8 protein-coding genes are annotated in these 12,867 nt (G+C 57.4%); 5 read left to right on the top strand and 3 right to left on the bottom strand.

The genetic code is table 11. The annotated features are described in order from the left end of the window. Positions 1-286 precede the first annotated feature (286 nt). Together QX132_RS21760 and QX132_RS21755 are read right to left on the bottom strand one after the other, a co-directional pair. A complete protein-coding gene (locus QX132_RS21760; protein WP_316162837.1) occupies positions 287-1,231 on the bottom strand; it encodes a ParB/RepB/Spo0J family partition protein in 945 nt (314 codons plus the stop codon). Between the two features lie 2 nt (positions 1,232-1,233). Then, positions 1,234-2,427, bottom strand: coding sequence for a hypothetical protein (locus QX132_RS21755; RefSeq protein WP_316162836.1), 1,194 nt, complete (start codon positions 2,425-2,427; stop codon positions 1,234-1,236). Positions 2,428-2,538: 111 nt separating this feature from the next. Here QX132_RS21755 and QX132_RS21750 point away from each other — a divergent pair, with 111 nt between their 5' ends. From QX132_RS21750 to QX132_RS21730, 5 genes are all read left to right on the top strand, one after another. Next, entirely contained in the window at positions 2,539-3,012 is a 474-nt protein-coding gene (locus QX132_RS21750; RefSeq protein ID WP_316162835.1) for a multiubiquitin domain-containing protein, read from the top strand. After that, positions 2,987-4,165 (top strand): ThiF family adenylyltransferase, encoded by a 1,179-nt coding sequence (locus QX132_RS21745; RefSeq protein WP_316162834.1) that lies wholly within the window; start codon positions 2,987-2,989, stop codon positions 4,163-4,165. The genes QX132_RS21750 and QX132_RS21745 overlap by 26 nt, the downstream gene beginning before the upstream one ends. After that, positions 4,165-4,596 carry a DUF6527 family protein gene (locus QX132_RS21740; RefSeq protein ID WP_316162833.1) on the top strand — a complete coding sequence of 144 codons (432 nt, stop codon included), beginning with the start codon at positions 4,165-4,167 and terminating at the stop codon, positions 4,594-4,596. Before QX132_RS21745 ends, QX132_RS21740 begins: the two co-directional genes overlap by 1 nt. Positions 4,597-5,050: 454 nt before the next feature. Then, complete coding sequence (cas13a, locus tag QX132_RS21735) at positions 5,051-9,181, top strand: type VI-A CRISPR-associated RNA-guided ribonuclease Cas13a (RefSeq protein ID WP_316162832.1); 4,131 nt, start codon at positions 5,051-5,053, stop codon at positions 9,179-9,181. 774 nt (positions 9,182-9,955) lie between these two features. Continuing rightward, the gene (locus QX132_RS21730; RefSeq protein WP_316162831.1) at positions 9,956-10,426 is read left to right on the top strand and encodes a hypothetical protein; all 471 of its coding nucleotides are present in this window, start codon (positions 9,956-9,958) and stop codon (positions 10,424-10,426) included. Between the two features lie 296 nt (positions 10,427-10,722). On the opposite strand, the gene QX132_RS21725 is transcribed toward QX132_RS21730, so the two are convergent. Beyond that, positions 10,723-12,807, bottom strand: coding sequence for a hypothetical protein (locus tag QX132_RS21725; RefSeq protein ID WP_316162830.1), 2,085 nt, complete (start codon positions 12,805-12,807; stop codon positions 10,723-10,725). Positions 12,808-12,867: the final 60 nt, after the last annotated feature.

The following is a 12,867-nucleotide window of genomic DNA, read 5'->3' as shown; positions in this document are numbered from 1 at the left end:
AAGCGGGTTCTCCGATTGACGTACAGCGATGGCTCAACCTTGACAAGTTGAGTATCTAATTACCGCCTCGTTGCTCGGCCTGATGACCCTCTGTCGCGGCACCTGCGGGGTGGCGGCGCGGAATTCCCAATGAAGCCGCCACAGACAGCAACTCTATGAGCCGAGCCGCCGCTCCAAGAGACGCCGCGACTGTTCCTCATAAGTTTCCTTCGATAACGCGAGTGCCTCCGGCGAGCGACACCGAAGGGTAACTTGGTCTCGACTATCGAAAAACTTTGGATCCAATCTAGCTGGACAAAGTATCGCGAAGCGATTTCAGAAGACTAGATGCTTCGTCGATCTTCTTGAGGATATGGGGATCCTTCTTTAGGTCGTTTAGAGCGGTCCAAGGCAAGCCTTTCACTGACTCAACGATCGTGTCGAGATCACCCGAAATACCGCCCTTCTCTTTCTTCGGCGCCCCCGCCAATCGAAGCATCGCGGTCTCTAGGTCGCCGTCTTCAGAGAGGAAATTCTGTCTTGCAACGGGATCTGGCAATATCTGTCGCAGCTTGCGCAAGTCCTTGGAGTTCGTGATGCGTTTCTCGGCGACTTTTTTGACGACTGCGTCAATGACGCTTGGTGTTCTCAGGTTCTTGCTGACACCAATCAACTCCCTCGCCCAGGTGATGCTTGAACTAACGTCCTTTAGCTCCTTGAAGCGCTCGGATAACTCAAAGATTTCGACCAGCCGGTCGAGTTCTTTGAAGGAAATTCCTAGAATGTCGGCAGCGCTCGCTTTGCCAACGAGCTGAATAAGCTGGTAGGCCACCATCTCCTTCTCTTTGGCGTCCCATTCCTTGCGTTGCCTGTGTATATAAATCCAGACACGCAAGCGATCTTCGTCACTCAGCGTGCGATCTGTAACCTCGACTGGAATTTTCCGATATTGGTCTTTGCCATTCGCAACTAGAATACGCGAATTGGTCCAACGCCGTTCGCCGTCAATAATCCGGAATTTTCCTTTGAATTCGGGATGCGGCTCGACGAGCACTGGCTCAAATACACCTTCATTCTCCTTGATCTGCCGCTGCAGCTCGTCATCTTCTTTTGGACCGAGACGGGGCTGCTTGGGATTTGGAATGAGATCGTCAATATCGGCTTTGGTCCGATACGTTCTCAATACGGTTCGACCAAGCGGTCGCTCCTGGAGGCCGATAACGCGGCCGCTGCTTGTTTCGACGTTTGGCATGGCTACTCCGTGTCTGCGGTACCGACGATGCGCGCAACGTCTAACCGCAATTTTGCATGTAGTCGCCGCGACCCCAGATAGAGCTTCTCGCGCGACTCTGACGTCTTCTTATGACGCTTCCTGTCTTCTTCCTCAATTTCGATAAGTTTGTCGACGTTGGTATCGAGAGATACGAGAACATTGTTGAACTGCTCGGAAGTGATGAATTCGTACAACCGCAGTGTCTTTTTGCCTCGGTCCTCGTCACTCATGCGTTGGGCGAAGTTGCGGACGACCTCGTCCCTAAGAAGTTCGGCAATTACCAATGCGCGAGCCGGATGCACGAGTACAACACCACCAGAAATATGAATCTGCTGCACCCCTCTCGGAAACTTGGTCGTGGTGAGTATCGCGTGCATCGCCTGTGCGTTGACCAGGTCGTCGTGAAGGTTGTTCGCGAACTTGTCCTGCCAAATCTTCCGATTTCTGGAGTCATAAACAATCTTGCCGCAGATTTTCTTATTGTGCTTGACGGTGTGAATGATGTTGGCGCCGTCCTTTTTGTCGACGCTCACGATGTCGTCATTTGGAAAGGTTTCTTTCAGGGCTTCCAAAAGGTCAATGTCCTCGCCCTCACCTTCTACGCCATCCAATTTGCGCTGAACGGCTGCCAACTGGTCCGACAACTTCTGTATGGCGGCAGCGTGCTCGGCATCTTTCACCTTCATCTTGTCGGCGTTGTCCTTTTCGAGGGCGGTCCGTGTCTCGGCTGCGCGCGCTGCCGCGATGGTTTCGGTTTGAGCTTTGAGGGCCTCAAACTGGCTGACGGCCTCTAGGCGCTTGCCTTCGGCTTCGGCGGCTTTCAGGGTAGCGGCTTCGCGCTCGGCACTTAGCGACTCGATTTTTTGCCGCCCGGCTTCTTCGGCTGCCTTCTTGGCTTCCTCCAAGGCTGCGTTTTTCTCGGCAAGAGCCGCAGCCTTGAGTTTTTCAATTTCCTCCTTCTTCGCCGTCTCCATGGCCACCTGGGCGTCGGCGATAGCCTTGTCGGCCTGCACCTTCAGCGCGGCCGCGGCCTGCTGTTGCTTGAACTCAAATCGCGAGCGGACCTCTTCGGCACGATCATTCGGGATCGGCTGATCGCAATACGGGCAGGTCTCGTCGGCGGGATGCTGATGAGCGGCAATGGATGGCGAAAGCGCAGTTTGGGGCGTAGCCATGGGTTACCTCTTGACTAGGATTAAATTAGGTCCTAACATTTTCCCAATTAGCGAGTGCGGTCAAGCATTCCCGTTGAAGATTCTAGGAATTTTAGCACAAAGAGGTCCGACATGAGCGAAAATCTCACCGAAAATGCCCGAAACGACGAGATTCGGGTCCACATTGATCAGACTCCCTACCATTCGCCCAGCCCCACCACGGGGGCTGCTCTCTATGCCCTGGCCCATATTCATGAGGGTCATGAGCTGTTCCGCGAGGTAACCGGCGACCATGAGGACGAGTTCGTGCCCAACAACGGCAACGAAATCCGCCTCAAGCAGGACGAGCACTTCCACAGCGCGAAGGACCGCAAGTTCAAGATCATCGTGAACCTCGAGGAAAAGGTCGTCGACAAGCGGGTGCTCACGTTCCGCGGCGTGGTCAAGCTGGCCTACCCGCATGTGCAAGACGGCCCGGACGTCATCTACACGGTTACCTTCAAAAAGGCAGTCGGGCCCGAACGCGAGGGCACCCTCGATGAAGGCCAGAGTGTCGAAATCAAGAACGGGACCATCTTCAATGTCCGCCGCACTGATCGCTCGTAACGCCGACCTCGCGCGGCTCCGCGACGAAGGATACTTCGTCGCGATTAAGGGCAGCTCCCTCCTCGTGAGGGACGTGCCCTATGTCACCCAGAAGCAGGAGGTGAAGCGCGGTATCCTCGTCTGCCCGCTTGATCTCGCGGGCGACAACACCATCCGGCCGGGCGACCATCAGGTCCAGTTCATCGGTGAACGGCCCTGCAACAAAGACGGCTCGCCAATGACGAAGCTGATCGGCAGCGAGATCAACAATGAAATCGCGCCGGGCCTGGTAGCCCGCTTCTCCTTCTCCCATAAGCCCGCATGTGGCTATTACGCCGACTACTACGAGAAGATGACCGCCTACGCGACGATCCTTGCAGCTCAGGCAACTTGGCTTGAGCCGGGCGCTGACGCACGCGCGAACCGCGTGGTAGAACCCGAGCCCGACGAAGACACACCGTTCCACTACCTCGATACAGCTTCAAGCCGCGCTGGAATCAACGGCGCCACGGCGAAACTGAAGCTACGCAAGGTCGTCATCGCGGGTGTTGGCGGCACTGGTTCCTATGTTCTCGATCCGGTGGCGAAGGCTCCTGTTGCCTCGATCCACTTGGTGGATGGCGACGTGTACAACACGCACAACGCCTTTCGTTCCCCGGGAGCGCCATCGATCGAGGAGCTTCGCGCGCAACCGTTCAAGGTGGATTACTTCAAAGCCATCTATGACAAGATGCACAAGGGCATCGTCGCGCATCCGGAGCACATCAACGAATCAAACGCAGAAAAGCACCTGCGCGACGCGGATCTCGTGTTCGTATGCGTGGACGACGGAAGATCAAAGGCATTTATAATCCGAAAGCTCCAGGAATACGGCGTGCCGTTCATCGATGTCGGCATGGGCTTGGTAGAAAAAGACTCCCAGCTGAGCGGCATCCTGCGTGTTACCACGAGCACGCCCCAACAGCGCGGGGCTCATCGCCGAATCCCTTGCAGCGAAGCCGATCCTGAGAACGAATATGACAGGAACATTCAGATCCCCGATCTGAACATGCTGAATGCCGCGCTAGCTGTGATCAAATGGAAGAAGCTTTTCGGCTTCTATGCCGACAACGAGGGCGAACACTTCAGCACATACTCGATCGACACCAACCTTCTCACGAGCGACGAAACGTGATGGCGCGCCAAACACACCTCACTCCGGAATTCGTCGAGCTGGCGCCGCCTCAACTGAAGGATGGCGTGCTCTACGTCTCCATGGTGCACAGCTGCGTCATTCATCGCTGTTGCTGCGGCTGCGGCGAGAAGGTTGTCACTCCTTTGAGCCCGGGCGAGTGGCAGCTCTACTTCGATGGGGAGAACGTTTCGCTGCATCCCTCGATCGGTAATTCGCGATTCCGCTGCCGATCCCACTACTGGATAAGGCAAGGTCAGGTCATTTGGGTGAAAAAGCTCACGCCTGCCGAGACCGAGGCTGCCTGGAGACATGATCGCGCCGCCCGGGACGCACATTTTGGTGCACGGCAGGGCCCCCAAGTTGAGCCGCCGGCTCCAAAGTCAAAACGGGGCTTCTGGCAGCGTCTTTTGGGTCCGTCCGAAGAGTCCTGATTTGGTTCATGCAAACGATGCGCGCGGTGCCATGAAGATCGCATGTCGAATAGCGCGCGGCCGAAGACCGTCCGCCGCAATCGGCACGCGCCTGTCAAAACGTGGTGCCGCGATTTGACGTCCATCCCGGACCGGCGCGGCGACAAGACGGTGCCGTTGAGATAATTTTCGGAATTCGTTGCACGGGCCGACCTCGGAGATTTCCGATCGGTGTCGTTGGTGCGTTGGGTTTTCCCTTGCGAATTCTTCGCTGTGTGTTCCAATGCACGGATACGGAGCGGCACGCGACCGATGCAGCTCTCGGTTGCCGTTGGCAAGACCCCAGTCGTTCCTGAACAGGCGACTTCACCAATGTGAGTTGCAACCCTCCCTGCCACCACGTCGCCGGCAGCTTGTCACCGCGGGAGCGTGGCGCTGGACATGCTTTTCAACTTCTAGACAAGGAGGCTGACAAATGAAGATCTTGCGTTCAAAGGGAATTAGCTTCACGCAGCGAAATCGGGAAAAGGCAGAGATGACCCGCGGCTTGGTCACGAACGCGGATAATCTACTAACTCCAGCGGACTACGTGGGGGTGAGAGCGATCTTGCCGGACAGGTTGGCCGACTATGTCGGCGAAGACTATGCGCTGGTGCTCCGACAAACGGTCTCGGTTCTCGACAAGATTGTGCGCAAACCAAACACTCTCCGCGCATTCGAGGTTACTGCCTATGTCGACCGGACCCTCCTGGCCGAGCAATTGTGGCGGCTGCTATGCGAAAGATATCGGACGCCAATTCTTGCGCTGGCCAACGGACAGGCGGCATTCGAGCTTTTTCAGGATAGCTGGAATTGGAAAATTCATCCTTACCTTCGCAAAGCACCCGATCCCGTCAACCCGATAAGAGATTCGAATGCAGACTTTATCCGTGAATTCGGTGACCCGACGAAGAAGCGCCAAGATTTCAATGGGCGCTGGCACGCCGCATTTTGGCCCGCCTCCGGCCGACCGGACTATCGCGAGATAGCAAGGGCGATCTTTGATCATTTGTTCGATCACGAATTGAAGATTTCAGGCAAACCAAGGCCAAGCAAAGCGGAGCCGGACAAAGGTCTCATCAAGAGGCGTGGCCTCGGTATCGTCAAGAGCGCAAACGACCCACGGGCGGAGAAAACGAAGTGGAAGCGGCCCCTGTGGGGGCCGAACGACGCAGATCTGTATTTCGGGGAAGATGTTTCGGGAGCGATCTACAATGACGTAGCCGCCAGCATCGCGGCGATTGAGCCGAAGTTCGACGGCTCGCCCCCCGCGCGGACCAATTTCGCGTCGCGTTTTGGAGAGATTTTACACGGCCACTTCAGCAAGGCCCGCGCGGCGTTCTCAGACGACCAAGAAAGCCGGGACCGGTTCTGGTCCATGCACAATGCGGTTCGAAAATTCTATCAGAAGCTGGCAAGATCTGACCGCTTCAGGAAGGCCATAGCATCGAACAGTTTGGACGAAATTCGGAGAATTGTGCCGGCCAACAAGGATAGATTGCTGTCGGCTCTCGGTGCGAAGCAGCGCAATGCGACGGTCAGCGAGTTGATCCGAATTGGAAAATTGATCGTCCACGCGACCGATATGCCTGATTATACAAGGGATGTCGCTGCGACATTCGATCGGCGCATGGATGCGCTCGTGGAAAGCGCCGGGCAGAGCGAAATCAAACGGAACGAGGCGTTCACGCGCGCGTGGCGGAATTCGGTCGCGCTTTCGCTGAGAACGCTGAAGGCCTGGGCGGATCCTGATGACGCCGCTCAGTTCGACAAGGACGTCCCGAAGAATGATGATCTGGCCAGCACGACGGTTGCACAGCGCGCCGTCAGCCGGATCGGGGACGATCACTTGAAGTCCCACGCCCAACTGGTTTTTGGGACCAGGCAGGTGGGCGAACTCCAGCGCGCGGCTCTCTTCTGCTCCGGCGACCTGACAACCAGGAAAGAGAGGCTGTGGGCGATGTTGAGACTGGCCGGGGAACTCAGAGACAGGGCGAATCATTTCTCGACCAAGCGGCGATTGATCAGATTGATCGAGGGCGGCATTCTGAAACCGACTGCAGACCTGGCCGATCACAACTTCTTCGAACGATCCGGCATTCTTGCGCATCCTGAGGCGCTGAAGACTTTCGATGAGCTTCTGGCGTTCGATCGAGTCTTGCAGAGCCAGGCCGTGGCCGATGAGCTGAATCAGATCGGCGTCGGCAAATTTGTCGCCGATGACAACCGCCAAATTCTGCTTGCCCAGGTCGCATCGTTTCCACAGGGACAAAAATTCCTGGTGCCGAAGTTCCGGTCCGTCATGAGCCGGGTACGCCAGTTGGCCGAAAACGACTCCGTCAAGGTGGCCGCGCTCATCGAGCCATTCGGCAATTTGAGACTGGATGACTTGCCAACGCGGGGGGGAAGCACGGCCTTCTGCCAGATTGGAATACTTCGACTGCTCTATGGGTCTGGATTTCAGCACTGGCTCGAGAAGTGCAGGGCGGAAACGCTGCGCACATGCATCAAGGACGTCATAGCATCGAAGGAACGGCGGGCTCAGCAATACCAGAGCGACATGGGGCGCGTCTATGGCCTGGCGGACACGCTGGTCAGCAGTCTCGCGCTCGATTCGTTGGACGATCTGGATACGCTCTTCCGGAAACTGGTTGCGTATTCCGCTGCGGAAGAGCGGCTGGGCCACCGCTATCGCATGGACGCGCAGAAGCAAAGGAAGGTCAGCAACTGGGTGGAGGATTTCAAGCGGGAGCTGTTTGCTCACTTGTTCGGGAGCTATCTTCGCGCATCTGAACTTGATTGGGTCTGGAACCTGACAGATCGAGACGGCTCTGTGCAAGACGACCGTCCAGTCGAACCAGGCGAAGTCGTGGTCGAACGAGACGCTAATGGTCGGGACATCAAGCCTTGGCACAGCCAGTTCTATGCCTGGCTGTACCTGCTGCCGAACGAATATGTATCCCTGTTGCGGCACGAGTTTCGCAAGACCGCAGCCCTGGAGGGGAAAGCAGGCGGCACGTCCGAGAGTTCATCCCAGTTATTGAGCGACCTGGACCAGTTGATGGGACTTTATCTGCGCGTCCAGTCCGCCGGCTTTGCGGGAAAGGAGCACCTCCAGCTCGGCGAGCTTGGAACTCTGCTCTACGAAGATCCAACGCAGTTCGCCCGGGTGTACTCGGACGAGATGGAGCACCACCATGTTTCGTTTTCCGGAACGCGCCGCGGGCTTCGTCAAATCATGCGTTTCGGCCATTATCGGGTGCTGCAGAGAATCTTTGAAAAGCACAGGATCACGACGGACGAGGTGGATGCGTTTACCGCGATCGAGACGGACGCTACGAAGCGGCTGTTCGAAGACAAGTATGAGGCGCATAAGGCCGTCATCGCGCTCTGCAAGGAGAAGAAGCCGGATCCGGCCAGGCTGAGTGCCGCCGCAAACAACTATCGGGAGCTCGCGACGAAGACGAGGCTCTACGATTTCAGCGCCAATGCCGCGCGGCTGGCGGAGCACGCCCGTTTGCATCAGCTCATGATACGAATAGTTGGCCGTCTGACCGACTTCACGCTGATGTGGGAGCGCGATCGGGCCTATCTTTTTCTGGGAATGCTGTATCGGCAAGTCAAGACCCGGGGCACGGACCTCACGGTCGAGGTTTCGACCCGGCGCTCCGTTGATCTCGGCGGCAAGATGGAGGCGGTGCCTCGCCGGATCGGGATCACGCTGCCGGACGATCTGAAAGCGACCCTTCGGACGCATTTCGAAGCTTCGTTTCCACGGCGAGACGAACGGCAGAGGCTTGAGCACGCCCTCGCATGGCACGATGTCGACGAGGGATTCATCTCGCTGTGGAATGACGATCACGGCTTCGACCTTGGCGGCTTTGGGCTGCTGTCATGCCTGCTGGACCCCGGCAACAAGGAGCTGTTTGAACGATATTTCACCGGTCCCTTCAAGGAAAACCAGAAAGATGTCGAGGCAAACGCGCATCGTCCGCCTGACGAACAGCGCTCCCATTGGAAGTTAGGCAAGGCCCAGATCAGGAACGACTTTGCTCACTACAACATCATCAGCACGCGCGTGAAGCGGGGAAGGAATGATCAATTGCGGCCGCAGAAGCGCAACCTGATCAACCTCAACTATGCCGTCAATGCGGTGCGCTCGTTGATGAGCTACGACCGAAAACTGATGAACGCGGTCAGCAAGGCCGTCGGTGACATTTTGCTCGATGAAGGCCTGGTCGTCACCTGGGCCCTGGAAAGGGATCGGCTGACACGGGCCCTCGTCCTACCCAACCTGGAGACTCACTTATCGATGGCCAGGGGACCGGAGGCAGGCGATATCCAGTTCAAGCTGCCGCAGGCATCCGTGCGGTTTACATCCATGGTCAAGGCTCTGTTCGATTTCGATACCGGCGGATACCGGATTCCGATCGGTGTTGGGGCAGAGCGAAAAAACAAAGGCGAGTTGACGTATCCGCCAGAGCTTTCGGCGCGGTATGGCAGAGATCTTCCGTCTGAGATCTTCGTGAGCTATCCTGCCTATGTAGAGCGACGGGACACCGCTTAAGCTGACCCTGAGGGTGGAGTGAAAGGACTATCGTTCAGCATGACTGCTCTTTGAAAGCAGACTGAACCGCCACGCGATTACACGAACTGTGTGGCACTCACGTTCAACATGACTGCTCATCTTTCAGCAGACTGGACCGTGACACGCAACAACGTTGCATGCAATGTTCCGCATGACTGCTCATCTCGAATCAGACTAACCCCGAATCAACGAAATGCCTTAAAGAGCTGCCGTTCAGCAAGACTGCTCTTTTGAAAGCAGACTGAACCGTTTGCGATCGCGAACCAATGAGCAACTTGTTCAGCATGGACTGCTCATCTCGAAGCAGACTGAACCTAGATGGGACGGACGCGCCTGCGAACTTCCGTTCAGCATGACTGCTCATCTTTCAGCAGACTGAACCGCTTTGCCTTATTCTGCTTGGTCAGCATGTTCAGCATGACTGCTCATCTCTAAGCAGGCTGAACTACGCGACCGGCGTTCTGGTTCAGCATGACTGCTCTTTTGAACGCAGACTGACCCTAGATACTCTTTGCGGAAACAAAAAACCGCGTTCAGCATGACTGCTCTCTTGAAAGCAGACTGAACCTCTGTAAAGTCACGCAACCAACATGCGCGATGTTCAGCGCGACTGCTCATCTTCCAGCAGACTGAACCGCTCGTTGTTACCGCCTTCGTAAGAACGTCGGCCAAATCGGGCCATCCACTCCGCATGAGCCATCCGCTGACGGTTGCCACCCGGCGGCGGGCCGCATCCAGTTACGGACCGCGAACATGAATGACGACCGCGCATCGGATCTCTGGCAAGCCATCACCTCCCACGAAGCCCTTCAGGCCGCCTGGTTCAAGGTCGCTTCCAACGAAGGATCGGCAGGCGGCGATGGTGTCGGCATCGCCGAATTCGGCGCTAACCTCTATGCCAACCTGACCCAACTGCGTGTCGAACTGCTGGGCGGCACCTACCGTACCGGCCCGTTCCGAAGGGTTACGGAACCTCGATGGCAGAACGATTTGCATGACGATGAGCGCCGCAAGGTTCGATTCAGAATTTGCGGAATTGCGCAAGGGACTTCAATCCCTTACAAAGGAACCGTTCAGCATGACTGCTCTTTGAAAGCAGACTACCCCTGTTCCTTACTCAAAGAACTAGGAAGAACAGAAGTTCAGCATGACTGCTCATCTTTCAGCAGACTGCCCCCAACCTCCAAACATCAAAGATCGATATTTGTCTGCCGTTCGGCATAACTGCTCATCTCTAAGCAGACTGACCACGATGGATGAACGCACATTGCGAACTTCCGTTCAGCACGACTGCTCGTCTTTCAGCAGACTGAACCTCGAAGTAGTACGAGAGATTTAAAGACCGACCGTTCAGCATGACTGCTCTTTTGAAAGCAGACTGAACCTCATAACCTCATACGCATGACCGCTGTACTCACGGCCGTTCAGCATGACTGCGACTGAACCTCGAGCGATTTCGGTGAATTGTAACCATCCCGGCAAACACCGCGCGGCGCTCCGGCATTGGAGGAAGCGATACGCTACTCGTCGTCGATCCGACGCCAGCGATTATCCGCCATCTTCGCCAGCCCGCCGATGACGGCGATGCCCAGGGCCGACGCGAGCAGATAGACCCCAAGCGTGCTCCAGGAGAAGCCTTCCAGCGCGTGGGTGCCGCTGTTCAGCAGGATGAAGCCACCGAGCAGATTTCCGAAAATCGTGAACGGGAATCCGATCAGGGCGATGGCGTTGATCATGCCGTTCGCCCTCACCTCGCTCGAGGATACCACCATCGCCTCGAGTTCAGCGACCTCCGACAGGGCCGTCGCCAACCGTTCCTTGGCTCGCCAGCGCGTCTCGCAGTGAGCGCGGAAACGGCGAACGAGCATGTCCTGCTCGAAACGCTCCGCCGCCGACCATGTCTCCCGCGCCCTCAGCTTTGCGGCATAGATCGCCTTGAGCGCCTCACGCTTGTCTCTCGCCGCGCCGGTATCGATCGCCTTGCGCACCAGATTGTGGATGCGATTGTCCATGTCGTCAGCGACCGTGCGGGCGCATTCGACCGTAATGGCGACTTCCGTCGCGGCTCGCGACAATTCTCTCATGGGAAAACCGCCCGATGTCGCAATTTCGATGAGCCCAATGCCTCGTTCGGAGACGAGCGCGATTCCTCCCCGGCTCTCGATGACATCGTACGCTTCGGAATCGGGAATTCCCTCCATGTCGATGCGGCCGACATCGACGAACGCGGCGAGATTCGATGACAGCGCCTGCGACCACCGCGCGGGTTCGCCCGATACGGAAACGAGCTGGAGCCTAACCGAGTACAATCCCGATTTGTCTCCGGGAAGCGGCGATCGAGCCCATGCGGCCTCCGGATCCATTAGATGCCAAGGTGGTTCCGCAGGTACATCGTACCGGCGGAAGCGACATGCGTCGATCGGAGCATAAAGCTTCCAAACCACCGTCTTGACGTCCGTCCAGGTCAACCGCGTTCCTAGCAAGCGCTCGCCGTCGATCTCAACCGCGCGGGGCGCCGCGATGAGCGTGTAAAGCGGCCGTCCCTCCCACCAGGGTTCGTTCGAGGGAATCGCGATCGGCGGGTCCTCAAGGAAACTCGCCATTCCGTCTCGCGGGCAGTCGCGTGGACGGGCAAACCCGTGGCCCGTGGATTGCGAAGCGAATGCAGCCCAAGCCTCCTCTTCCCTTGCTTCGAGTAGAATCCAGAGGTCTTTCAAAGTCGTGGAGGACGACGGATCGACCGAAACCGTCATGTCGTTGCCCGACCCGGCCAAGTCAGGCCTGTGCAACCCGATGAGACCGTATCCCCGGCCGAGCGGTGCCTTGCTGTCGGTTCTCAGAAACAGCTTCATGACGCCAGTAAGCTCGGTCTCACTGAAAAATATCCCATCGACGTCGGTGCGGCGGTCCGTTGTGGCGATCGGCAAGGACAGTTCCACCTTCAGCGCGCCGGCCACGACCCGTCGATAGATGTCATGTTCCCGCGCGAGGCTGGCGTGCGCCCTGCCGTGCAGGTCGTGAAGAGCTGGGTCGGCTTCCCGCGGAAGCACCCGGGGCAGATTGGCCGGATCGAGCTTCAGATCGATGAGGCCCCGCGCATAGCTGACCGCGTCGCGCAGCACGAAGGTATTGGCCACGTCTCCGTCGCGGAGCCGGAGGCGCTCCCGGTTGAAGGCGGCATGGACCAACGCACTGGCAAGGGCGACGAACGAGGATTCAGGCTCGCGGGCCCCATCCAAAAAGCCGAGTTCCCAACGGTAGATGCAATCGACCCAATCGGAAGGAATGGAGCGACCGGCCAGCCGCGCACCCAGGGCAACGATCGCCACACACGTATCGGGAGATGCATCCTCTACGGCGATCCTCATGCCCCGGAACGGCGAGGCGTCAGGCCCAAACGGAATCGCCGCGCGCCATGCGCGCAGCATCTCGCACGTGGCGGTCGCGACGTATTCGGTCGCCGAGCGGACACCCAGCTTCTTGCTCTTGTGATTGATCGAAAGCACGCCATCCGCCAAGCCCGGATCGTCTATCAATCCGATCTTCAACTGCGCGCCAAATTGGCTGTCGTCGCGGCCAAGCTGGATCAAGGCGTCTTCAAGCATCTTGATAATCCTGGTTTGATCGAACCGGATCACGCTGCCGGTGGATTCATTTCGATCGGA

The organism is Bradyrhizobium sp. SZCCHNRI20481, from assembly GCF_032485055.1.
GTDB lineage: Bacteria > Pseudomonadota > Alphaproteobacteria > Rhizobiales > Xanthobacteraceae > Bradyrhizobium.
Note: the sequence above shows the minus strand (reverse complement) of the source record. Positions and strands in the feature narration are given on the sequence as shown.

Coding starts and splice junctions, on each gene's coding strand:
- QX132_RS21760 (WP_316162837.1), bottom strand. CDS start 1,231: ATGCCAAACGTCGAAACAAGCAGCGGCCGCGTTATCGGCCTCCAGGAG.
- QX132_RS21755 (WP_316162836.1), bottom strand. CDS start 2,427: ATGGCTACGCCCCAAACTGCGCTTTCGCCATCCATTGCCGCTCATCAG.
- QX132_RS21750 (WP_316162835.1), top strand. CDS start 2,539: ATGAGCGAAAATCTCACCGAAAATGCCCGAAACGACGAGATTCGGGTC.
- QX132_RS21745 (WP_316162834.1), top strand. CDS start 2,987: ATGTCCGCCGCACTGATCGCTCGTAACGCCGACCTCGCGCGGCTCCGC.
- QX132_RS21740 (WP_316162833.1), top strand. CDS start 4,165: ATGGCGCGCCAAACACACCTCACTCCGGAATTCGTCGAGCTGGCGCCG.
- cas13a (WP_316162832.1), top strand. CDS start 5,051: ATGAAGATCTTGCGTTCAAAGGGAATTAGCTTCACGCAGCGAAATCGG.
- QX132_RS21730 (WP_316162831.1), top strand. CDS start 9,956: ATGAATGACGACCGCGCATCGGATCTCTGGCAAGCCATCACCTCCCAC.
- QX132_RS21725 (WP_316162830.1), bottom strand. CDS start 12,807: ATGCTTGAAGACGCCTTGATCCAGCTTGGCCGCGACGACAGCCAATTT.